Below are 23,464 nucleotides of genomic sequence, written 5' to 3'. Positions count from 1 at the left end.
CGCAATATTCGAAAATGCGTCTATTCGTAATGAGCTTTGGCGCGCGCAAGCGGCGCCGGAGGAACGTGCGTGTAAGAACCGATGACCACATCAGGCAGCTCTTGCTGGAAGATCTCGATCGTTTGCTTCATGCCAAGAAGTTCACCTTGTGCTTTTGGAATCAGTTCCAGATAGCTCTCAGGGTCAATATTCAAATTACGCATCTGAATAAGTCGAAGCTTCGTGCGGCGAGCAAACTCTACCATCGCCTCCACTTCTTCCTCGCGATCGGTAACACCAGGAAATACCAGATAGTTAATTGAGGTGTACACCCCTTGTTCAGATGCATAACGCAAGGACTTCTCCACATTCTGAAGCGTGTACGCACGCGGACGGTAATAAGCATTATAATGCTCATCCAGCGCACTTATCGTACTTACCCGCATCAGATCAAGACCAGCATCCACAATGCCGCGAATATGATCCGTGAGTCCAGCATTGGTATTAATGTTGATATACCCCATGTCAGTTGTACGGCGCACCTCTCGAATAGCTTCAATGATCAGCTTCGCTTGTGTTGAGGGTTCGCCTTCACAGCCTTGACCGAAACTGATGATGGATTCTGGTGTCTTCAAATGCTCCAGCATGATCTGCACGATCTCATCGGCACGCGGCCTAAAGTTCATTCTGGTCTGTGGAGCCGGAAAGCCACTATCATCCGGCTGCTCGGATATACAGCCGTAACAACCTGCATTGCATGAATAGGATACCGGTACGGCACCCTCCCAACGCTGCAGAAATGTATTGGAAGCCGTCAAGCATTCATACTGCAGGGCACAGTGAGACAGATGCTGATAGAGTCGGTTGTCGGGATACTTTGCTAGCAGTGAATCGACCTGACCGCGCAATTCACGGGAATCACATTGGAGGGGATCCCACTTATACGGATCATCCGTAGGATGGGCGGCGACATAGAACTTGTCATCCTTCCACACAACAGCCGTATATCCGAACAACGGAAGCTTCTGTTCCTTGTCTGTCTTGATATAGCTTGGCACATACAAGCGCGTGTAACCTTGCGGCAGAAGCGCGCCTACCGCTTGAACATCGCCTTCCATTACAGCCATGTGGCCCGTGACTGGATCTAGCCCTACTGGACGGGTATCCGGCAAGCTGACAAGGGTGGCGCCTTCCGGCAGCGGTATAAGCTCATCTTCATATAATTCAACAATCATATCCCCGCTGCGTGCAAGCGCGGTCCATTGCTCGTGTTCATAAATATTGCCTTCTGTGTCGGCATACACTACATACATGATTTATCTTTTTCCTTCCTCATCTCCTGAATTCGCTTAGCTGACGGATGAGCTGCGAGGACTGCGGCGTGTTGGAGTTGGCGAATTATTGGATTCATTAAGATCAAGCGAAGCCAAGAATTCTTCATTGGATTTGGTATTGCGCATCTTCCGAATAAATTGATCAACAAATTCTGGAGATTCATTCATGTTTTTGCGCACAGCCCACAGCTTATCCAACTCTTCCTTCGTCAAGAGCATCTCTTCTCTTCTTGTTCCGGATCTGCGAATATCAATGGCAGGGAAGATACGGCGCTCAGCAAGCTTGCGATCAAGGTGAAGCTCCATATTGCCGGTACCTTTAAACTCTTCATAAATGATGTCATCCATGCGTGAACCTGTCTCGATAAGCGCTGTGGCAAGGATCGTCAAGCTGCCGCCCTCCTCGATATTACGGGCAGAACCGAAGAATCGCTTCGGACGGTGGAAGGCTGCTGGATCAATACCACCGCTTAGCGTACGGCCAGATGGAGGCACGACCAAATTGTAGGCACGCGCAAGTCGAGTAATGCTGTCGAGCAGAATCACAACATCTTTTTTATGCTCAACAAGACGGAGCGCGCGTTCTAGAACCAGTTCAGCAACTTTTATGTGATTTTCTGGCACCTCATCAAAGGTGGAGGCCACAACCTCGCCTTTGACAGAGCGCTGCATATCTGTTACTTCCTCTGGACGCTCGTCAATCAGCAATACGAATAGTTCAATTTCCGGATAGTTGGTGGAGATACTATTTGCAATTTCTTTTAATAGAATGGTCTTACCAGCTTTTGGCGGAGCCACAATTAATCCACGCTGGCCTAGGCCAACAGGTGCAATAATGTCCATGATGCGGGTAGAAGTCTTCTCAGCTGCCGTCTCTAAAACAACTTTTTTCTGTGGATATAGAGGTGTCAAAGCAGGGAAATGCAAACGCTGTGCGGCTTCATCCGGATTCTGGCCATTGACAGCATTGATTTGCAATAATCCAAAGTAACGCTCATTTTCTTTTGGAGGACGACACTTGCCGGAGACAAGATCCCCAGTCCTCAAGTCAAACCGGCGAATCTGCGATTGTGAAATATAAATATCGTCTGCACTTGGCAAGTAGTTGATCGGACGCAAGAAGCCGAAGCCTTCAGGAAGGATATCAAGAATCCCTTCCATAAACAAATAGCCGCTCTGCTCTGCTTGTGCCTTCAGAATAGCAAAAATGAGTTCCTTCTTTTTCATTTGGCCATAGCCCGCTATCTGAAACTGCTTGGCTAGCTTGTAGAGCTCGGTCAGCTTCTTGGACTCCAAATCTTGAATTTGTAATTCCATGTATACACTCCTATTCTTGTATATGAGATATCCTTGATGTAAGAGGAAGAATCTAATACCTAATTACCCATAACCACTACATTCATGACATGGTAAAGTTTTAAAGCATAATAAATGCCAGACTGATTGTTTAAATCTAAATAGTTCGCAACTAAGACTTCTGGTATGCGACTAGTGTATGCTGTTGATAGGTTTCTAGAGGGTGGAAGGTTACGGAAGGGAAACAGATCATTCCTTGAATTCTTGTTAGGATTAGGATTGGCTAATTCTATAACATTTAAACGGATAATCTATTTATTCTATACACTTTGTCTCCATACCTCTGCGCCAAGCTGCTGAAGCTTCTCAACGAGCTGATCATAGCCTCTATCAATATACTCAACGCCAGATATCTCGGTGATCCCATTCTCCACCGTTAAGCCCGCAATCACAAGGGCTGCTCCAGCGCGCAGATCGCTTGCTCGTACCTTGGCAGCATTAAGCTTGGAGCCTTCAATAATTGCAGAACGGCCTTCTACTCTTATCTTTGCACCCATCCGCAAGAGCTCTGGAACATATTTGAAGCGATTGCTGTACACGTAATCCGTAAGCATGCTGACACCTTGTGCCTGTGTTAATAGACTTGCCATCGGTGATTGCAGGTCTGTCGCAAACCCCGGATAAATCAGCGCCTTCACATCGGCGTGCTCATATTGAGGCTTACCGATCACCCTAATCGATTCATCGAATTCCTGGATCTCAACTCCCATCTCCTCAAGCTTGGCTGTGAGTGCCTCCATATGCTTAGGAATAACATTGTCAATGATCAAATCCCCTCGGGTAGCTGCAGCAGCAATCATATAAGTGCCTGCTTGAATACGGTCCGGGATAATGGAGTGACGACAGCCATGCAAGCTTTCTACTCCTTCTATACGTATCGTTTCCGTTCCGGCTCCTTTTATTTTTGCACCCATGGCATTAAGCAATGTTGCAACATCAATAATCTCCGGCTCCTTCGCCGCATTCTCAATGACCGTCAAGCCTTTGGCGCGAGATGCAGCAAGCATAATATTAATTGTAGCGCCAACACTGGATACATCCAAGTAAATCTTTGCACCGCGAAGCTCCTTCGCATAAATATGCATTGATCCATGATCGTTGGATACTGTCGCGCCAAGTGCTTCAAAGCCCTTGATATGCTGATCGATCGGACGCGGCTCAAAGCTGCATCCTCCAGGCATGCCGATAATCGCTTCACCGAAGCGTCCCAATAAAGCACCCATCAAATAATAAGAAGCCCGCAGCTTCTTTACCAAACCATTATGCATCGGAAACGATATCATATCTTTAGGATTAATGATCATGGTGGAATCGGAACGCTCTACGTCACCGCCAAGTTCAGTCAAGATCTCCGCATAGGTGGCAACATCGCTTATGTTAGGCAAATTGTCGAGAACGACTTCACTCTCTGCAAGAATCGCCGCAGGTATAAGGGCAACTGCACTATTTTTGGCCCCGCTAATCTGCACCGTTCCATGCAGCGGGCGACCGCCGCTAACTAATAGCTTTTCCATCGTCGGTCTGGTTCCTCCCATATTTATCTTAAACGAAACGGCTTAAGCGCACGTTTCAATCATTTTCAACGGACAACAACGGACACGTTTGCAAAACGGTCTTGTGAGCATCTTAGCATCTTCGGTTCAAGGTTTCAAATCTATTGTCAAGAAAAATTTGTAGTTTCTATGTTTTATTCCTATTCGTTGTTCTGGATGGACCTTAAGAGGATAGAGGGAATGGGGAATAGTTGGATCTGCGAATCTGCGTTGTTTCGCAAAAAAGGGAAACACACCAAAACTGGTGCATTTCCCATCTTTATACCGTACAATGCTCGTGCAAAGCTTACGCTTGGTTGTTACTTCCGAACAAGCGGATCTTGCCGCGAACAACTTCAACCATTGCGCTGCGAGCTGGTGTCAAGTATTTGCGAGGATCGATTACTTCTGCATCCTTCGCCAATGCTGCACGGATCGCTGCAGTTGCCGCAACTTGGTTTTCTGTATTCACGTTGATCTTGCCAGCACCTGCTGCGATTGCTTTCTTGATGGATTCGTCTGGTACGCCAGAACCACCATGCAATACAACGGGAACAGGAATTTTGCTTGCAACAGCTTCGATGATATCATAGTGAAGCTTAGGCTCGCCTTTGTACATGCCGTGAGCAGTACCAACTGCGATCGCCATAGCGTCAACGCCAGTTTCTTCCCAGAAACGAATTGCCTCATCAGGCTTAGCCAAAGTAGCTGCTTCTTCATCAACAGTAAGATCGTCTTCTGTACCGCCGATTGTACCGAGCTCGCCCTCTACGGATACGCCCATAGCATGAGCAGCGCGAACAACTTCTTTAGTCAAGCGAATGTTTTCTTCATATGCATGATGGGATCCATCAAACATAACGGAAGAGAAGCCCGCACGAATACAAGCCATAGCTACTTCGAAAGTAGATCCATGGTCGAGGTGCAAAGCGATTGGCAATCCAGATTTTTTAGCAGCAGCTTTAGCCATAGCTACTGTATACTCCATACCCATGTAACGAAGCGCACCTTCGGATACACCGAAGATAAGCGGAGAGTTCTCTTCCATTCCTGCTTCAGTAATGGCTTGTACGAACTCCAAGTTGTTGATGTTAAACTGTCCTACCGCGAATTTTTTCTCCTTCGCTTTAGGCAGGAATTCATTCATCGAAACTAATGGCATGGTTCCATCCTCCTATAGGGTTCTAGTCGTCTGTCTATATTGGTGTTAGCCGACATCTTGTACTTCGTTATTATAACACAATCTCATGAGGAAGAGTATACAAGCTCTTGACAAATGACGGAGGTTCAAAGTTGCTTCCTCTGTACTATAAACTGCACGAAAAAAGGCAAAAACATGCCTGATCCAGATGCGAATTATCGCCTCTTCCACCAATTCCCAATCTACCTTTTTTTATATATCCAAGCACAAAAAAGGACTTCTCCTGATATTGCCGCATTAGGGAAGCCGCTTTTACGCTACAAAATAAATTGGTGTTTCTTACCCCATCTTACTTGCTGATTACGTATTCACAGTAGAAGACTTTGTGCCTTCCAATGTCATGTTAACGGCTACTCTCATTTCATCAATGTCAAAAGGCTTCGTGAAGTGCATGAGCGCGCCTAGATCTGTCGCCTCTTTAATCATGTCGAGTTCTCCATAGGCTGTCATCATAATGACGTTCATGTCCGGCTTCATCTGCTTGATTTGCTTGATTTGCTTCAGGATCTCAAGACCGTCCATGCCAGGAATCTTCATATCCAGCAGCACGATATCCGGCGTGACCTGCTGCACTAGCTCCAGCGCTTCCTTGCCGTTTGAGGCTTGATAGGCCTCATAGCCTTCACCGCTAAATACTTCCATGAGAAGAACACGAATACCGTTCTGGTCATCGACAATCAACACTTTCTTATTATCCAACTGGTACCCCTCCCACAGTGTATGACTACTCGTCGTCAGGTAAGAATGATCATTGTTCTATTAACTTTATTCGCGGCCTAGCTTATAATTCCTCCTTCACAAAACAATTCCGTTTCTAGAAGGTCATGGAATCCAAATTGGAATTAAATCTCAGCCAAATAGTTCACAGACCGCAGTGGAAATTGATTAAACGGCTTGTCAAAAGTTTCACTTCCCATCGCGCCGCCCCATTTTGCTTGATAATACAAATTATACAACGGAAAGGTGACTTGATGAATCTGTGTGAGATAAGGGTCGGACTTCACTGTGGACGCCCCTTCATTGTGATGTGTAACGGAAAGCCTGCTTTCAACGATCTCATACCCAAGCAGCTTCATTCTGCGGTACCAGTCAATATCAGAGAAGTACATCGGCAGATTCGGGTCCCAGGAACCAACCTCACGAATAGCCTGCATGTTAAAGGCAGACAGTGTATCTAATAATGTAAACAACACCCCCCACCTTACATTGTTCATCTGTAATTGCTCTACCCACTGCAATAACCGCTCAGGCGTTTGTGGATATGCCTCTGCATCATTATGCATATAGATGACGAAGTCTGACTGATGCTCTGCGCCAAGGCGGTGAAGCAAATTTTGAGACTGGCAATGCGATAAGGGCACAGGTGGTTCCAGCACCTTGACTCCCGGAGGCATGGAAGATTGGCGATGACGAAGCTCACGGTTCCATGAATTATCAACCACATGCGTAACCGGCCAATACCGTTCAATGCTGGATAGTGCCTTCATCAAGAGATCGAAGCGATTAACATAAAAAATGCCTACAATATACTTCATCCTCTGTCCCCCTTATTCCTATCGAAATAAACTGAATTTTATTTTTTGCAACAAAATTCCATTAACGATCATTAGCAGGAAAAGCAGCTATGCTGCTACATTATATGTGAACATTCTACATTGGTATGGACATTCCTATGCCGTTCCCCAAGCCGTAACGAGAAGCGAACCAAGCACATATGAAAAAAGCTGCTCCCTCATCTAGCGATGAAAGAACAGCTTTAAGAGCTATATGTTAATTTTTGTTTGTCAATGCTGCGTTTACGAAGCCTTGGAACAATGGCTGCGGACGGTTCGGACGAGATGTGAACTCCGGATGGAATTGAACGGCCAAGAACCAAGGATGTTCTGGACATTCCACAATCTCTACTAAGCGGCCATCTGGCGACGTTCCGGATACTTTGAGGCCTGCAGCTTCAATCGCTTCGCGGTACTCGTTGTTGAACTCATAACGATGGCGATGACGCTCATACACCAATTCATCATTGTAGCATTGCATCGCAAGTGAATCTTCTTGCAATTTGCAAGGATACAGGCCAAGGCGCATTGTTCCGCCCATATCCTCGACATCCTTCTGCTCAGGAAGCAGATCGATGACTGGATATTCCGTAGCAGGGTTAATCTCAGAGCTGTTGGCGCCGATAAGCTTCACAACAGAACGAGCGTATTCGATTACCGCTACTTGCATGCCTAAGCAAATGCCGAAGAAAGGAATTTTCTGCTCACGCGCATAACGAATAGCAGATACTTTGCCTTCGATACCACGATCGCCAAATCCGCCAGGAACAAGAATACCATGAATGCCGCCCAGAATCTCGTTTACATTCTCATCGGTCACTTCTTCTGCATTCACCCAACGGATCTTCACTTCAGAGTTGGCTTCGATGCCCGCATGCTCTAATGCTTCCACAATAGACAGATAAGCATCATGGAGTTCTACATATTTGCCAACAATGGCAACTTCTACGGAGTGCTTCAGTGTCTTCACACGATCAACAAGCTTGATCCAATCCACCATGTCTGGCTCAGGAGTTTGAAGCTTGAGGTGATTCACTACAATATCATCCATGCCTTGTTCACGGAACATAAGCGGCACTTCATATAAAGTAGAAGCATCACACGCTTCAACAACAGCATTCGTATCAATATCGCAGAACAAACCAATCTTGCGCTTCACATCATCGGCAATCGGCTTCTCTGTACGAAGCACGAGCATGTTAGGCTGAATGCCGATACCGCGAAGTTCCTTTACACTATGCTGCGTTGGCTTCGTTTTCACTTCGCCTGCTGCTTTAATGTAAGGAATAAGCGTGACGTGAATATACATCACATTGTCGCGGCCTACATCGCTCTTGATCTGACGAATAGCCTCCAGATATGGCAAGCTCTCGATATCTCCGACCGTTCCGCCAATCTCGGTGATGACAACGTCAGAACCGGCTTCTTTGCCTGCACGGAAGACACGTTCCTTGATCTCGTTCGTAATGTGTGGAATAACTTGTACCGTTCCGCCCAAGTACTCCCCGCGGCGTTCTTTCGAGATAACCGTGGAATACACCTTACCTGTTGTCACGCTGCTGTTCTTCGAAAGGTTAATGTCAATGAAACGTTCGTAGTGACCTAAGTCCAAATCCGTCTCCGCGCCATCGTCGGTTACAAATACTTCACCGTGCTGATAAGGACTCATCGTTCCTGGATCCACGTTAATATAGGGATCAAACTTTTGAATCGTTACCTTAAGTCCTCGATTCTTCAACAGTCTTCCCAAGGATGCAGCTGTGATCCCTTTTCCAAGAGATGAAACCACACCACCTGTTACGAAAATATATTTAGTCACTGATGAAACCCTCCTATGATCAAGTGCATTTACGACATGTTCTTGGGAGGCCAAGATTCGCGAATCAGGTTCGATCAATCAATGGCATGCTGTTAGCGTAACCCAATTGAAGTCGAAAAATTGATGCTTCCAAAAAACCGTTTGGAGATACCTCAACTTCCTAGATTCCACAAATCAATACCTATAAAAAATAAAAAAGTGACTCCCGCAAAGTCACGGGGCACTTTCCATTACTCTTATATATAATTGCGTTCAAATCCAAAGCCCATATGATAGTTTACTCGTTAGCAAGTCCTGTGTCAAGGGAAATAGTACCCTCTAAAAACATGCAAATGCCGCCTGCCATAACCGCCCAAAAGGCCGTCAGCAAGCGGCATCAAACGCTATTTGCTCAATGTCCATACCGAAACATTCTAGAGGTTGTCTTCCTCTTCTTCGTTGAACTCATCATCTGACTCTTCTTCTTCTTCGGCATCTTCTTCGAGCTCTTCGTCTTCAAGCATGCCTTCCTCTTCTTCTTCTTCCTCTACAGCTTCGTCTTCGTCCACAAACATATCTTCGTCTTCACTTTCTTCTTCGGTGAAATCGAAGTCCTCGTCATTGCTGTAGTTGTCATCCTCATCGGAATAATCATCGTCATCGTCATCATCATTGATGATATGCGGACGCTTCGCTCCACCTGTGATCGCTTCTTCGGAACGATCGACAGGGTACCAGCGCTTCAGTCCCCACATATTGCCGCCTACGCAGGCAAAGCGGCCATCAATATTAATCTCGGTATAAAGGTGCGCGATGACATCCATAATCTGATCTTCAGACAATCCGCGCAGCTTCGCAATCTCGTTCATGAGATCTCGGTAGTAGAAGGGCGTATTCGCTGTCTTCAAAATTAGAAACGCTAGATCCACCATCGGCATCTCATGTACTTTTTCTGGATCGAGCTTCAGGTTCAACGGGGTGCTCATATATACACATCCTCTCACAGTGTAAAGAAATCTAATGTGAACCACCTAATGAACGCTTCGGCGCACATGACAGCACATTCTTCATTAGAGGTTATCTTCCCTGCCGTTATACAAGTTTAATTACTTCTTTTTCATTTGGCAATTAACTTTCAATAACGATCAAATTGGTCATGTCTATCATCAACATATCCATGTTCAAACCTAAGTAAAACCGATTTGTAGATAAAATGCAAGTTTTCTTCCCAACCCCATGCTGCGCTGTCATTGGAGGCCGCTGTAACCGCCGAACTTCTATGTATTTCTGTATTTTTCACGCATAAAGATCAGCCCCTTGCCAAAGCTTGTCGATCTTTGGACATTGAAAAACGCGAAGGGACCCCTCCGCGTCGACTGTATCCGCACTCGAAGACGTATGCAACGCCTTCGATATTGGCGTGCAGAGCCCTTCGCTGGCTCTACTCCATTTTATGTGGGTCGTTGAACTTTGACACGGGAGAGCACCTAACTTTATGAAAAAAGGCAGCTATACCAGTCCACCCGTTCACCAAAAGCATACGATACTCCACAAGGAACTGTCGGGAGGGGTCTCCACGTGGATGTAACGGGCTTTCTCCAACTGCTGCAAAGCGAGCTCTCTTCTGGCGGACCAGATATTCGCCCTTATTTGATCTGCTTCCATCAACCAGACGTGTATGAGCACTGCCGTGAGGCATTACGTTATGCCTCCATTGAACATCCTAGACTTGGTGCTGTTCGAGAAGAACCGCTTGTCTATGGGTTTCGGTGCATGCTGCTTGCACACCCTGAAGACAGATGGCAAGCATTCCAAGGCGATCTACGATTGGAAGAAGATCTTCAAATATCCATGCATGCTGCCACAAACAAACCCGTAAACTGGCAGCGCGGCATTCCCTGGGGCGTCCGCAAGATCAAGGCTCCCCAGGCTTGGAGCTCAACGACAGGGCATCGCATCCATATTGGAGTCATCGATACGGGTGTAGATTACCGTCATCCGGATCTTCGCCACTCGCTGTTATCTGGAATCAATCTTGTCCAACGAGGCTTGCCTCCAAACGACGACAATGGTCATGGGACACATATTGCCGGCACCATTGCCGCCTCGAATCAAATGTACGGAATCATCGGCGTCGCCCCTCGATCACTCATTCACCCTGTCAAAGCCTTTGACCTGAACGGGTCCGCATTCGTATCCGACATTATCGCTGGGATCGACTGGTGTGTCCGCAACAAAATCCATATTATCAATATGAGCTTCGGCATGAGGTCCCGCAGCAAATCACTGCTTCAAGCCGTCACCAATGCCACCAATGCGGGAATTAGTGTCGTAGCCTCCTCTGGCAATGATGCCAAGCGTAAATCGATTGACTACCCTGCACGCTACAGCCAGACAATCGCCGTAGGCGCAACAGATCGCAGCCGAAGGATCGCATCGTTTAGCAATCGCGGCAGCTATGTCGATATTTATGCACCAGGTGAGAAGATTGTCTCTTCTTGGCTGAAGAACAAATATCATGAGATGAGCGGCACGTCCATGGCAACATCGCATGTAAGCGGCGCAATTGCATTGCTGCTTGCCATCAAGCCTGGCCTGAAGCCACAAGAGATCAAGGCGCTCTTGAAGCGAACCGCCAATGCAACTCGTTCACGAAACAATCGCAGAAGCACGCAAACACCAGGTGAGATCGACATCGTTCGCTTACTGCGTGAGGCTGAGAAATCGTAAGCGAAGATGGGAATAACCTAATGCAAGCCTTGCCTCGACAAATAGAGACCTGAAATGAAATGGGTCAACACGTATGCCCACCAGCCATTTAGAAGTGCGCCAAGGTCCTGAGAGTCCAGCATGCAAATAAGACCCTCTCGAAAGAGAAGGGTCTTTTGACGTTAAATGTATGAGTTGCTCGTTAAGACATGCCGCAGCAGGCAGAAGCCTACATCCGTTCAGGCGCAGACACGCCGACAAGACGGAGCACATTTGCAAGCACCGTGCGAACAGCGCCGAGAAGAGCGAGGCGCGCTTGAGTCTGATTCGCATCCTCTGTAATCACACGCTCTGCTTTGTAGTAGCTGTGGAACATGGAAGCCAGCTCATAGACATAGCGAATAAGTCGGTGGGGAGCATATTCTCGCGCCGCCACTTCCACTTCTTCCGCCAATTCTCCCATCTTGCGGAGCAAATCAAACTCATGCTCAGCTTGGAGAGCGGTAAAGTCGATCTCATCAAGCGACTTCAATGCAATGCTTTGCTCTTCCGCTTGGCGGAAGATGCTGCATACCCGTGCATGGGCGTACTGCACGTAGAAGACAGGGTTCTCATTGGATGTCGAGATAGCAAGGTCCATATCAAAGTCCAGATGAGAGTCCATGGAACGCATGGTGAAGAAATAGCGAATAGCATCCACGCCTACTTCGTCCATCAGATCTTCCATCGTTACCGCTTTGCCTGTACGCTTGGACATCTTCACCTTCTCGCCATTCTGGAACAAGCTGACCATCTGAGCGATCAGGACAATAAGCTTGTCAGGGTCATTGCCAAGCGCCTCCATCGCCGCCTTCATGCGCGGAATGTAGCCGTGATGATCCGCACCCCAGATGTTGATGACCTTGTCATAGCCGCGCGCATACTTGTCGCGATGATAAGCGATATCTGGAGTCAGGTAAGTGTAGGAGCCGTCATTTTTGATCAATACGCGGTCTTTGTCATCTCCGTACTTGGTTGTGTTGAGCCAAGTTGCGCCTTCATGCTCATAGACTTCTCCGCGCTCCTTAAGCGCATCAAGCGCCTTAATGACTTCACCTGTCTCATATAGAGACGTCTCACTAAACCAGGAATCGAAGGAGACGTTAAAGCGAGCCAGATCGCGCTTGATCTTAGCCAGCTCTTTTTCCAGGCCATATTGTCTAAAGAACTTCACGGATTCTTCTTCGGGGAGAGACAGCAGGGAGTCTCCCTTCTCTTCAACAAGCTCTTGTGCAAAGCCCTTGATATCTTCGCCGTAATAGCCATCCTCTGGCATCTCGGCCTCTTGGCCAAGCGCCTGCTTATAACGAGCTGCAATGGAGTAGGCCAGATTCATAACCTGATTGCCAGCATCATTAATGTAGTACTCGCGTGTTACCTCATAACCTGCATAATCGAGCACATTGCAGAGCGCATCGCCTACGGCTGCACCACGTGCATGTCCAAGGTGAAGGCTGCCTGTAGGATTGGCACTGACAAACTCCATTTGCACCTTCTCGCCTTGTCCGAAGCTGGAGCGACCGTAATCCGACCCACGCTCTGCTGCTTCGCGGATGACATCATACAGATAGTCCCGCTTCATGCGGAAGTTGATGAAGCCTGGTCCTGCAATCTCTGCGCTGGCGATAGATGCTGAATCTGTCTCCAGATTCTCAATGATCGCTTCTGCAATCTGGCGAGGGTTGCGCTTTGCAATACGTGTCAGCTGCATCGCAACATTCGTAGCCAAGTCTCCATGCGTCTTGTCCTTTGGCACCTCAATCACAAATACAGGCAGCTGCTCGCGCTCTACAAGACCTGCCTTGAGAATCGCATCCTCAATTGCCTGCTTTACCCCGTCATGAATACGTTCAATAACACCTTTACTCATTGTTGTGTTCTTCCTCCTTGGCACCGTTCATCGGTTCAATGCTCAGCTCCAACTGAAATTGACCGGTATTTTGTTCATGCACATATAATTCATAGGTCCATGCGATGAATGCAGGATATCGCAGCACTTGTCCATCCGGAAGCAGCCAATCCCGATCCTCGCGAACCATCCTCGTTGTCTTTGTCTCTAATCGAAAGGCCATCACCTTCGATATATAACGACCTGGCAAGGATCGATGCAGCGCAAAGGACATCTCCGATTGCACCGCGCCGCTTCGTGTGAGCTTCCATTCATCCTGTCCAAGCTTCAGCATGACCGCAATAGGCTTGTGATCTGAACTGCTGTCCTTAGAGGAGATTGGCGAATCTTGTGAATTCTCTTCCTCTAGTGCAGGCTCAACATAGCGAAGATAGAAGGAACTGCCCTTCAAATAAAGGTCTCCCTCCAACTGCTGCTCTACACGCTCATGAGACTGTATACTAGTCAGCAGCAGGCGAACACGTAGCTTGTTCGGCTTAAGTCCCATCATTCCCGATACTCCTTATCCTATTCGAAACTTAACATAAGCTGATTCAACAATTATCTAAGAAAGAAGGTCCTTTTGCAACCTTTTCTGGCCGCTCAATCGCCTGCAGCAAAAAGGAACTGTCATCCCATCGACAGTTCCTCGTCCGGACCCTTCGTATAATGCTTCATGCCAGAAGCTAGCTCATATACTTATTGGTAAATGCCCATACTTTGTTCCAATAAGCTTCACCTGCCAGATAAGCGCCGCCGTGGCCGGCATCTTTGACAATAAACAGATCCTTCTCTACCTGTGCCGCATCATAGAGCTGCTGCACCATCTCATAAGGAACAAACGTATCGGCATCCCCATGAATAAACAGCATCGGTGTCTTGCTCTTCGCCACTTGGTCAAGTGCGGAGGCTTCCTTCAGATCATAGCCTGCACGCAGATTCACAACTGCATTCGATGCCGTCATAATCGGAAATGAAGGAAGATTGAACAGGCGCTTCAGCTGATACGAGAACTCGTCATACGCCGATGTATAGCCGCAGTCCTCCACAATGGCCTTAACATTTGAAGGCAGATCCTCGCCTGAAGTCATCATGACGGTTGCTCCGCCCATCGATACCCCATACAGCACGATCTCAGCATTTGAATCGTGATTCATAATTTGATTAATCCAGCCCACCATATCCAATCGGTCATGCCACCCCATGCCGATATACTGCCCTTCACTCTCCCCGTGCCCGCGAAGGTCAACGAGCAGCACATTGTATCCTTGCTGGTGGAACTTCATGCTCGGCACCGCCATCTGCTTCCCATAGCCCATATAGCCATGTGCAATAATGACCCAGCGTGCGCTTGCTTGCTCTTGACGATATTCGTACCCTCTCAGCTTCAAGCCGTCATAAGAGGTCAACGTCACATCGGAATGCGGAGCCTGCTCCACCCATTGCTTCGCTGCCTCTCTATCCTTCTCTACCTGCTCACCCATCTGCATGGCGGGCACTGCAAGCGACAAATCGGGATTGTTGTCAAAGAATGGACGCTCGGTCTTCGGATTGATGGAGATATTATAAAAGTAATTGCCTATAAAGCCTAATACACCTACAACAATGATGACAAAACTTATTGCGGATAAAAGTATAATTTTCATATTCCTTGTCACTCCACCATCCCTCCTCCTGTCATTTTATTAAGAACTTTCGAGGATGTCCAAGCCATGCTTTTCCAATCACAAGGTACTTCTTGCGTACCAAGCACCATATCGAGCAAGAATGCGGTGTTCTTAGACTCCACTTGCAAAAAAACAAGCGCACGCATCTGTCGGAACACAGATTACGTGCGCTTATCATGCAAGGTCCTAAAGATCCTATCCTTGGACCACCATTAATAGCTGTTGTTAAAAGCCCGTTACTTCACAAAACCAAGCAGCATCTCGCGAACCAGCTTGCTTGCTGCAATCGGCGTCTGCTCCGTCGGGTCATAGATCGGTGCGACTTCTACGAGATCACAACCCACGACATTAACGTGAGAGCCGGCAATCAAGTGGATCGCCTCGAGAAGCTCCTTCGTTGTAATGCCGCCAATCTCTGCTGTACCCGTTCCAGGCGCGCAGCTTGGGTCAAGAACATCGATATCGATCGTCACATACACAGGACGGCCAGACAGGTCTGGAAGCGTCTTGCGAAGCGGCTCGGCCACTTCAAACGGATAGAAATTGATGTTCTCTCTCGCATACTGCCATTCTTCACGAGAGCCGGAGCGAATGCCGTATTGATAAATGTTGCGGCTTCCGATCAGCTCCGCAGCCTTGCGAATCGGTGTAGAGTGAGAGAGTGCCTCTCCTTCATAATTCTCGCGCAGGTCAGCATGGGCATCGATATGAATGATCGCAAGATCCGGATGCTTTTTGTACACCTCTTGCAATACCGGCCAGGATACCAAGTGCTCGCCGCCAAGGCCAAATGGGAACTTGTTATCGGCAACCAGCCCTGCTGCGTATTCCTGAATGATGTCAAGGCTTCGCTGCGGGTTGCCAAACGGCAGCAGCAGATCGCCTGCATCAAAGTAAGTGATATCTTCCAAGCTTTTATCCAAGTAAGGGCTGTATTCCTCTAAGCCTACTGAAGCTTCACGGATGCGGCCTGGGCCGAATCGTGAACCAGGACGGAACGATACGGTATAATCCATCGGCATGCCATAAATGACCGCCTTCGAATTCTCGTAATCTTCCGAGCTTAGAATAAATACGTTGCCGGAATAGCGTTGATCTAGTTTCATTGTTGAATCACTCCTTCTACGGGCTCGCTTTACTTCGTCAGATCCTCAACGAACTTCGGCAAGCAGAATGCCGCATGATGAAGGCGCGGAGAATAATATTTTGTCTCAATCTCAGGGATAGCATTTGCGTCCACTTCAAGCGGATCATGCTTCTTGCTTCCCATTGTAAAGGTCCAAAGACCACTAGGATAAGTTGGGATATTAGCGCCAAACACACGAACGATTGGGAAGATTTCCTTCACATCGCGGTTTACCTGTTGGATCAAATCCGCTTTGAACCAAGGGTTGTCCGTTTGTGCAACGAACAAGCCGTCTTCCTTCAATGCCTCGTAAATGCCTTGATAGAAGCCCCGCTCAAAGAGAGGCGCTGCAGGGCCGACTGGCTCCGTAGAATCAACCATGATCACATCATACTCATCCTTCGCATTCAGGATGTGCATGTAGCCGTCGCCTACAATAACTTCGACACGAGGGTTGTCCAATTCGCCAGCAATCTCAGGGAGATATTGCTTGGAGTATTCGATGACCTTGCCGTCAATCTCCACAAGAACCGCCTTTTCTACTGCTGGGTGCTTCATGATCTCACGAATAACACCGCCGTCGCCGCCGCCGACAACCAATACCTTCTTAGGGTTCGGATGGGTGAACAGCGCAGGGTGCGCAACCATCTCATGATAGACAAATTCGTCCTTCACCGTGGTCATGACCATGCCGTCCAATACGAGCATGCGTCCAAACTCTTCGGTATCCAACATCACCAAATGTTGATACGGCGTCTGTTCCGTTACATACGTCTCGCGAATCTTAGCCGTAATGCCGAAGCTCGGCGTCTGTTTCTCGGTGTACCACAATTCCATAAATCATCAACCTTCTTTCTCCGGTGACCGGTAAATGGTATCGTTGGCCCAACTCGAAATGCTCGTAATGGTTCCTGTGTAACATTCGTAACACTTCACTCTATATCGCACCAAACAAATGCTATTATATAAAATCCCCTTCAAAAAGCAACCATTACCACTAAAATTGTTTCCCAATGTTCGGGTCATTATGTCGATTTATTTACTTCGAGTTTGACCATACTAGAAGGTAGACTCAAAGATCTGTTGATGTAGAGCCTTTTTGGAGCGATAGAAGGTCCATTCTGGCAGTAAATGAAGGCTCTATGATCAAGGTGACATCAAAGGAGGCTTGTTAGCCTTGTCGACATCCCATACTCAAGCTAAGCGCCCAGCAGGCAAACGTCGATGGCTTACTTTTTTCTATATATGCGGTATCGGTCTTCTACTAGCGGTAGGCAGTGCGGCATCAACACTTGGCTATCTCTACTTCTCCGACCTGCCTGTATCGGACATGCAGCAGGCTTCGGAGCTGCTGGATCGAGAAGGCAAGCCAATCAGTCTATTATCAAGCGATCGTTCGATGGAGCGTCATGTCTCGATCGAGGAGATATCCCCTTCTCTTGTGCAAGCTACCATCGCTACCGAGGACCGCAAATTCTATCAGCACTGGGGGCTCGATATCGAGGGTATCGGACGCGCAATGCTCGTTAATCTGGAGAGCCTCTCTACAAGGCAAGGAGCGAGCACCTTGACCCAGCAGCTCGCGCGCAATCTCTATCTTACCCATGAGCGGACATGGAAGCGCAAGGTGAAAGAGGCGCTGTTTGCCATGCAGCTTGAGATGAAATACTCGAAGGATGAGATTCTCGCCATGTATTTGAACCAAATCTATTACGGCCATGGTGCATACGGGATTGAATCCGCAGCCCAGATGTATTTTGGCAAGCCTGCAAAAGAGTTGACGCTTGCAGAGAGCTCCATGCTGGCAGGGATTCCGAAGGGACCGACTTATTACTCCCCTTGGATGAATATGAAAAATGCCAAGGACCGTCAGCAGATTGTGCTGCAGAACATGGTCACGACCGGGTATATCTCAGAGCAGCAGGCACAGGAGGCTTATCAGGTCACCTTGCCGTTCAAGCCGAAGGAGTCCCGCTCCGAGTCCACGCTGATCGCACCTTACTTTCGAGACTATGTGCGCAAGGAGCTGCTGGCGCTTGGCATCACCGAAGACGAGCTTGAGACAGGCGGGCTACGAGTCTATACAACGCTTGATTCAAGAGCTCAGCAGGCAGCAGAAGCAGCCATAGGCAAAAACATCCCTGCAGACGGCGATCTGCAGGCTGCACTCATCTCCATTGACCCGCGAAGCGGCGACATCAAGGCAATGGTGGGAGGCAAAAATTATCGGGACAATCAATACAATCGGGTATTGGCGACAACCAGGCAGCCAGGATCGTCCTTCAAGCCATTTGTATATTTGGCAGCACTGGAGGATAAAGTCATTACAGCTGCTACGCAATATAAAAGCGAGCCTACGTCATTCGATTACGATGAAGGGCGCAAAACCTATAAGCCCAGCAACTACGGCGATAAATACTACGGCGACATTAATCTGCGGCAGGCCATCGCCGCCTCAGACAACATCTATGCCGTCAATACAATTATGCAAGTCGGAGCTGAGCGCGTCATCGAGATGGCCAAGCGGCTTGGCATCGAAACACAGATGAAGCCTCTTCCCTCTCTTGCACTCGGAACCTTCCCCGTACGGCCGCTCGATATGGCTAGAGCCTATGCGGTGCTCAGCAATGAAGGCAAGGAGGTTGCTCCACGTGCGGTGCTTGCCGTTACCGACAACCGAGGCCGCAAGCTGTACGAGGCGCCTAAAGCCCCTGATGCGCAGGTGGTGGAGGCTTCCACCTCCTATGTAATGACGAATCTGATGGAGAGTGTATTCGAGGCGGGCGGAACGGGCAATCGCGTCTCAAGCATTCTGAAGCGTCCGGTAGCAGGCAAGACCGGGACGACCGATGCGGATTCCTGGATCGTCGGCTACACGCCAGAGCTGTCTACTGCGGTCTGGGTCGGTTATGACAAGGGAAAGAAAATCACCACGATGGACTCCCATTTGTCAGCACCAATCTTTGCGGAGTATACGGAAAAAGCACTGGAAAGCGTGCCGCCCAAGCTGTTTGCTATGCCGGATGACGTCGTTAGCGTCTATATTGATCCATCAACTGGCCTATTGGCAGGCGAGGGCTGTCCCGCAAAGAAAATGGAGACATTTGTTCTTGGGACCGAACCTACGGAGTACTGCGGAGCGCATCCGTCCGATCAGCCCGATCAGGATAAGTCGAAAGACACCCCGATCGACCAAGGGAAAAAATCGTGGTGGCAGCATTTCAAACGCTGGTGGACCGGTTAACAGTGCTTGTACGAGGATGAGCATCTTCAACATATGCACCACCCTCAATGGAGGATGGAGAGATGAAGGCATTAAGAACTATGTTGTGACGATGCGATCGAACTTTCCTTCATATATGAAAAGGACTTAACGGCCTGCCCGCATGCTTGGATGACATATCCAAGCATGCGGCATTAGGCAGTGTTAAGTCCTTTTCTAATTCGTTATTAGTTAGGAAACAGCGATTACATCGATGGCTTGCTCTTCGCTTGGTCAGCCGAGAAGTCTCTTCTTCCTGGCCAGAAGGCGCTGCGGCCGAGTATTGCAGTTATGGAAGGCACGAGCAGCGGACGCACGATAAAGGTATCGAGCAGTACGCCTAATGCCGTCACCGTGCCGAACTGAATCAACACTTGCATTGGCAGCGTTGCAAGCACCGCAAAGGTGCCTGCCAAAATGATGCCTGCCGACGTTATGACGGAGCTGGTCTCATTGACTCCTTCCTTAATCGCCTGCTTGAGCGGCATGGTTTTGCTCTTCTGCCAGATGCGAGACACCATGAAGATGTTGTAATCCTCTCCTAGCGCAACGAGGAATACGAAGGCGTAGAGCGGGATTGCTCCCTGAATGGCTTCTACCCCAAAGCCATAGTGAAGAATAATCCATCCTAACCCCAGCGCAGAGAAGAAGGATAATACAACGGTACCAATAAGATAAATAGTCGCTACCAATGAGCGCAGATACAACAGCAGCAAGAGTGCGATCAACAAGATGACGACCGGAATGACAACCATAGCGTCACGGTCTCCGATTACCTCGGTATCATATTGCATGGCGGTCTGTCCGCTTATCCATACTTGATCAGACGGGTCAGTGATTCCTGCCGCAAGAAGGGCTTGTTCCGCAGCTTCGCGCAGATCCGGGATATGATCCATAGCCTCCATGGAATAAGGATTCATGCTGAATTCGACCTCATACGCTTGAATCTGCTTATTTTCCTTCCCCTGCTGGGGCTCCCCGACCTTCGCTATATAAGGAAGAGATTCCAGCCGTTCCTTAAGGTCATTAGCCTTTCCCTCTGTATCCACCATGACTTTTACGGGCGCAAGACTTCCTGCTGAGAACTGTTCACCGATTACCGTAAAGCCCTCTCTGGACTCCATATCGCTTGGAAACGAGGATAATAGATCAAAGGTGTACTTGAGCTGTGTAGAGAACCCGGCTAACCCGCCCAGCAAGATGAGCGTGGCCAGCATAATGGTCCATGGACGCTTAATGACAAGCGCCCCAATGCCTTCAGAGCGCTGCTTGCGAGCACGAGGCTGCTTTCCTTTCCGACGAGCCCGCTCCGCTTCCATCTCCGGCGTGCGGGGAACAAACGGATAGAATGAAGCCCGGCCGAAAATTGCCAGCAGAGCTGGCACTAGCGTCAGACTTGCAAAACCCATCACCAGAATCGATAAGCTGAACGGAACAGCAAAGCGCTGATACGCGCCATACTTAGCCAACAGCAGCACCAGCAACGCGATGACAACAGTAAAGCCGCTCATCGCAATGGCACCCGAGGAACCCTTGAAGGCCTTGACCAAAGCTGTTCGCTTATCTTCTTCCTCTGTCAGCACATGGCGGAAATGCGAGATGAGGAACAAGCAGTAATCCGTCCCTGCTCCAAACAGCAGCACCGTCATGATCGCGATAGCCTGAGCATCTACAATGATTATGCCCTGCTCAGCAAGCAAGCCAAGCAGAGGACTGGTTACTCCATATGCAAAACCCACAGCCGCTATAGGAATTAGTGCTAGAATGGGCGAGCGGTAGATGAGCAGCAAAATAACCATGACCAAGAGCACTGTTGCAATCAGCAAAGTAACGTCTGCATTGCTGAATAAGGCAGTTGCGTCAATGGATATGCCCACAGGGCCCGTCACTCTCGCCGATAAGGCATCCGTCTCATCAATGGGTGTTTCAAATGGATTCTCTCCAAAAATCTCCTTCACCTTAGCTTTGAGTGCTTCAACATTCTCCTTTAGACGATCAGCATCTGCTTCTGGATCAAATAATATCGGAAGCACGAAGCTGCTCTTGTCTTCAGAGAGCTGGGACAGCAAGACGGGATCTGGCAGTTGATAAAGCGGAATGATACCCGTCTGATCTTGAAGCGGCGCTTCCGTCAACGCCTGTGTTAAGGCCTTCAGCTTGCCAAGATCGTCTTCCGATAGCCCCCCAGAGCGCTTCCATACGACAAGCGCAGGCACATCCGCTCCATTGCCGAATTCACGCTCGGCTACAGTGTCCGCAACCACGGACGGAGCCGTGCTTTCCAGATTGGCCGCATTGTTGTCCTCAACAGCATTCACTGGAGGCCAAACGACGCTTAATACCGCAACGAGCAATATCCAGACGGCCAAGGTCACCCATCTTCCGCGTTTTCCGGTTACGGCACGCGACACGGACTCGATTGCTTTCACTCCTATTCCCCCTATACCCTCATTTAATGTGTTTTCCATCAAGAGACACGGCTGTCGTTCGCTGCTGGCATTTTGCCATGCGTCTGCACTTCCTTCAGCCATCTCCTTCATGAATGAAGTTAGCTAGCTTTTGCTATCGCATCATTTCATTTATTATCATAATATTATATATACCGGAAGGTTAATTATTTGGCAACTGTTATTTTTTATTTTTTGTTCGAGATTGTTCATGGCATAATAGAGGAGAGATCATTATCGTTTGCAGAGAGGAACGCTTATGAAAAAAGCAAGTGCACCACGGTCGCCGGGAAGACCGAAGCTGGATTCGAACCAGCAGCCGCTTCAGGAGCTGATTCTGAAGACCGCAGCCGCTATGTTCATGGAGCAGGGCTTCGAGTCCATCTCACTCCAGCAGATTGCCAAGGCATGCAATATTACGAAAGCCTCCATTTATTATTATTTTCCGAATAAAGGGGAGCTGTTCACAGCCTCTCTTATTGGTATGCTGCATAGCGCCCATTATCACACCGGTTTATTTCTTGCGGCTGAAGGGCCGATTAAGGGGAAGCTTATCGGTATTATAGAGGTTAAGATTAGACAGTCTCATAATGATATGGAGACCATGCTTCGTGAAGCGCTGGCACATTTATCAGAGGACCAGCTCACTCGTATTCGAGATGCCGAACAGGCCATTCATGAACTGGTTGCACAATATTTTGCTCGTGCGATGGAGGAGAATCAGATTCGACGAGGAGATCCTCATCTCATGGCCCATGCCTTTACAGCCTTAGCGATGCTCGGCAACCGAGAGCATGCTGCTGAGCCTTATCAATCCACGATGGAGATGGCTGCGGCCATTATCGAGCTATTCTGGGAAGGAATCGCTCCTATTCATGAACCTAACTAAGCGGACTGCTAATGATGATTTAACAAAGAGGCATTCTACATGATTGGAACGGCTTGTTCCTCATTCGAATGCCTCTTAGCCGTGCTTTAGGCCAAAGCTTCCTTCACTTCATCAGAAGTGTTAGCCCACCATTCTTCATTATGGGTCATCAACAATTCGCGAAGATGTCCCTTCTCTTCCTCGCTCAAGCCTTCTAAGAGCACACGGCGCTTCATTGCAGAATCCATGCGATTGACATGATCGGCAAGGATCTTCCAGCCGCGTCTCGCTTCTTCATCCACCAGCATCTCACAAGCTGTCAATCCGCCGTAGAAGGAGCCCTCCTCGTTGCGGTCGACGGCAACCCATACGATCCAGCACTTGCGACCGTTAGGCACGTCTTCACGATTGGCAGAGAACTTAATGCCGCGTTCAAGCTTGCTCTTCGCGTGCATCGCTCCCATATCGATATACGCTCGTCCTTGATCAATGATCACAGGGGATACGTTATTCAGATCAATGCTTCCTGCACCGAAGCCCTTATGTTTACCGCTGCTCATCACATTGAAGGCGAGCTGTTTCTTTGGCTTTTTCTCTTGTTCCATTTCCTATACCCCTTCCTTATCTTCCTCTTCCAAGGTTCCTGTACCAAGGCTTGTGGACTGGAATCAAAATCATTTTCATTTTAGCTAATATTCTGAAAAA

At 48.4% G+C, this 23,464-nt stretch carries 18 protein-coding genes; 3 read left to right on the top strand and 15 right to left on the bottom strand.

Going from position 1 to position 23,464, the window contains the following annotated elements; translation table 11 throughout:
* Window positions 1–20: 20 nt before the first annotated feature.
* The 8 genes from B9Y93_RS23195 to rpoE form a co-directional block, all read right to left on the bottom strand.
* On the bottom strand, window positions 21–1,292 hold the full coding sequence (locus B9Y93_RS23195; RefSeq protein WP_085498748.1) for a radical SAM family protein: 1,272 nt from the start codon (window positions 1,290–1,292) through the stop codon (window positions 21–23).
* Window positions 1,293–1,328: 36 nt separating this feature from the next.
* Window positions 1,329–2,630: a transcription termination factor Rho gene (gene rho, locus B9Y93_RS23190; RefSeq protein WP_085498745.1), complete on the bottom strand. Its 1,302-nt coding sequence runs from the start codon at window positions 2,628–2,630 to the stop codon at window positions 1,329–1,331.
* A gap of 299 nt (window positions 2,631–2,929) precedes the next feature.
* Window positions 2,930–4,183 carry a UDP-N-acetylglucosamine 1-carboxyvinyltransferase gene (locus B9Y93_RS23185; RefSeq protein ID WP_085498744.1) on the bottom strand — a complete coding sequence of 418 codons (1,254 nt, stop codon included), beginning with the start codon at window positions 4,181–4,183 and terminating at the stop codon, window positions 2,930–2,932.
* A gap of 325 nt (window positions 4,184–4,508) precedes the next feature.
* Window positions 4,509–5,363, bottom strand: a complete 855-nt coding sequence (gene fba / locus B9Y93_RS23180) for a class II fructose-1,6-bisphosphate aldolase (RefSeq protein ID WP_085498741.1) — start codon at window positions 5,361–5,363, stop codon at window positions 4,509–4,511.
* A 339-nt stretch (window positions 5,364–5,702) separates the two neighbouring features.
* Window positions 5,703–6,101, bottom strand: a complete 399-nt coding sequence (locus tag B9Y93_RS23175; protein ID WP_085498739.1) for a response regulator — start codon at window positions 6,099–6,101, stop codon at window positions 5,703–5,705.
* Window positions 6,102–6,244: 143 nt separating this feature from the next.
* On the bottom strand, window positions 6,245–6,937 hold the full coding sequence (locus B9Y93_RS23170; RefSeq protein ID WP_085498736.1) for a glycosyltransferase family 2 protein: 693 nt from the start codon (window positions 6,935–6,937) through the stop codon (window positions 6,245–6,247).
* A 235-nt stretch (window positions 6,938–7,172) separates the two neighbouring features.
* On the bottom strand, window positions 7,173–8,774 hold the full coding sequence (locus B9Y93_RS23165; protein WP_085498734.1) for a CTP synthase: 1,602 nt from the start codon (window positions 8,772–8,774) through the stop codon (window positions 7,173–7,175).
* A 413-nt stretch (window positions 8,775–9,187) separates the two neighbouring features.
* Window positions 9,188–9,739, bottom strand: coding sequence for a DNA-directed RNA polymerase subunit delta (gene rpoE / locus B9Y93_RS23160; RefSeq protein ID WP_085498731.1), 552 nt, complete (start codon window positions 9,737–9,739; stop codon window positions 9,188–9,190).
* A gap of 592 nt (window positions 9,740–10,331) precedes the next feature.
* On the opposite strand from rpoE, the gene B9Y93_RS23155 reads away from it, so the two are divergent.
* Window positions 10,332–11,483 carry a S8 family peptidase gene (locus tag B9Y93_RS23155; RefSeq protein ID WP_085498728.1) on the top strand — a complete coding sequence of 384 codons (1,152 nt, stop codon included), beginning with the start codon at window positions 10,332–10,334 and terminating at the stop codon, window positions 11,481–11,483.
* 208 nt (window positions 11,484–11,691) lie between these two features.
* Here the strand turns inward: B9Y93_RS23155 and argS are convergent, their stop codons facing one another.
* The 5 genes from argS to speE form a co-directional block, all read right to left on the bottom strand.
* Window positions 11,692–13,371, bottom strand: coding sequence for an arginine--tRNA ligase (gene argS / locus B9Y93_RS23150; RefSeq protein WP_085498725.1), 1,680 nt, complete (start codon window positions 13,369–13,371; stop codon window positions 11,692–11,694).
* A complete protein-coding gene (locus B9Y93_RS23145; RefSeq protein ID WP_085498723.1) occupies window positions 13,364–13,900 on the bottom strand; it encodes a YwiB family protein in 537 nt (178 codons plus the stop codon). Before B9Y93_RS23145 ends, argS begins: the two co-directional genes overlap by 8 nt.
* A gap of 175 nt (window positions 13,901–14,075) precedes the next feature.
* Complete coding sequence (locus B9Y93_RS23140; RefSeq protein WP_085498777.1) at window positions 14,076–15,035, bottom strand: alpha/beta hydrolase; 960 nt, start codon at window positions 15,033–15,035, stop codon at window positions 14,076–14,078.
* A gap of 257 nt (window positions 15,036–15,292) precedes the next feature.
* Window positions 15,293–16,162 (bottom strand): agmatinase, encoded by an 870-nt coding sequence (gene speB, locus B9Y93_RS23135; RefSeq protein WP_085498721.1) that lies wholly within the window; start codon window positions 16,160–16,162, stop codon window positions 15,293–15,295.
* 29 nt (window positions 16,163–16,191) lie between these two features.
* On the bottom strand, window positions 16,192–17,019 hold the full coding sequence (gene speE, locus B9Y93_RS23130; RefSeq protein ID WP_085498719.1) for a polyamine aminopropyltransferase: 828 nt from the start codon (window positions 17,017–17,019) through the stop codon (window positions 16,192–16,194).
* Window positions 17,020–17,359: 340 nt separating this feature from the next.
* Between speE and B9Y93_RS23125 the strand changes: the two genes are divergently transcribed.
* Window positions 17,360–19,426, top strand: coding sequence for a transglycosylase domain-containing protein (locus B9Y93_RS23125; protein ID WP_425320367.1), 2,067 nt, complete (start codon window positions 17,360–17,362; stop codon window positions 19,424–19,426).
* A 224-nt stretch (window positions 19,427–19,650) separates the two neighbouring features.
* Here B9Y93_RS23125 and B9Y93_RS23120 read toward each other — a convergent pair whose 3' ends face one another.
* Entirely contained in the window at window positions 19,651–21,912 is a 2,262-nt protein-coding gene (locus B9Y93_RS23120) for an MMPL family transporter (protein WP_085498773.1), read from the bottom strand.
* Window positions 21,913–22,150: 238 nt separating this feature from the next.
* Between B9Y93_RS23120 and B9Y93_RS23115 the strand changes: the two genes are divergently transcribed.
* On the top strand, window positions 22,151–22,780 hold the full coding sequence (locus tag B9Y93_RS23115; protein ID WP_139829218.1) for a TetR/AcrR family transcriptional regulator: 630 nt from the start codon (window positions 22,151–22,153) through the stop codon (window positions 22,778–22,780).
* A gap of 86 nt (window positions 22,781–22,866) precedes the next feature.
* On the opposite strand, the gene B9Y93_RS23110 is transcribed toward B9Y93_RS23115, so the two are convergent.
* Window positions 22,867–23,364 (bottom strand): YwhD family protein, encoded by a 498-nt coding sequence (locus B9Y93_RS23110; RefSeq protein WP_085498716.1) that lies wholly within the window; start codon window positions 23,362–23,364, stop codon window positions 22,867–22,869.
* Between the last annotated feature and the right edge of the window lie 100 nt (window positions 23,365–23,464).

The sequence above is a fragment of the Paenibacillus aquistagni genome (genome assembly GCF_900177815.1).
GTDB lineage: Bacteria > Bacillota > Bacilli > Paenibacillales > Paenibacillaceae > Paenibacillus_B > Paenibacillus_B aquistagni.
Note: the sequence above shows the minus strand (reverse complement) of the source record. Positions and strands in the feature narration are given on the sequence as shown.

Coding starts and splice junctions, on each gene's coding strand:
- B9Y93_RS23195 (WP_085498748.1), bottom strand. CDS start 1,292: ATGTATGTAGTGTATGCCGACACAGAAGGCAATATTTATGAACACGAG.
- rho (WP_085498745.1), bottom strand. CDS start 2,630: ATGGAATTACAAATTCAAGATTTGGAGTCCAAGAAGCTGACCGAGCTC.
- B9Y93_RS23185 (WP_085498744.1), bottom strand. CDS start 4,183: ATGGAAAAGCTATTAGTTAGCGGCGGTCGCCCGCTGCATGGAACGGTG.
- fba (WP_085498741.1), bottom strand. CDS start 5,363: ATGCCATTAGTTTCGATGAATGAATTCCTGCCTAAAGCGAAGGAGAAA.
- B9Y93_RS23170 (WP_085498736.1), bottom strand. CDS start 6,937: ATGAAGTATATTGTAGGCATTTTTTATGTTAATCGCTTCGATCTCTTG.
- rpoE (WP_085498731.1), bottom strand. CDS start 9,739: ATGAGCACCCCGTTGAACCTGAAGCTCGATCCAGAAAAAGTACATGAG.
- argS (WP_085498725.1), bottom strand. CDS start 13,371: ATGAGTAAAGGTGTTATTGAACGTATTCATGACGGGGTAAAGCAGGCA.
- B9Y93_RS23145 (WP_085498723.1), bottom strand. CDS start 13,900: ATGATGGGACTTAAGCCGAACAAGCTACGTGTTCGCCTGCTGCTGACT.
- B9Y93_RS23140 (WP_085498777.1), bottom strand. CDS start 15,035: ATGAAAATTATACTTTTATCCGCAATAAGTTTTGTCATCATTGTTGTA.
- speB (WP_085498721.1), bottom strand. CDS start 16,162: ATGAAACTAGATCAACGCTATTCCGGCAACGTATTTATTCTAAGCTCG.
- speE (WP_085498719.1), bottom strand. CDS start 17,019: ATGGAATTGTGGTACACCGAGAAACAGACGCCGAGCTTCGGCATTACG.
- B9Y93_RS23120 (WP_085498773.1), bottom strand. CDS start 21,912: ATGGAAAACACATTAAATGAGGGTATAGGGGGAATAGGAGTGAAAGCA.
- B9Y93_RS23115 (WP_139829218.1), top strand. CDS start 22,151: ATGAAAAAAGCAAGTGCACCACGGTCGCCGGGAAGACCGAAGCTGGAT.
- B9Y93_RS23110 (WP_085498716.1), bottom strand. CDS start 23,364: ATGGAACAAGAGAAAAAGCCAAAGAAACAGCTCGCCTTCAATGTGATG.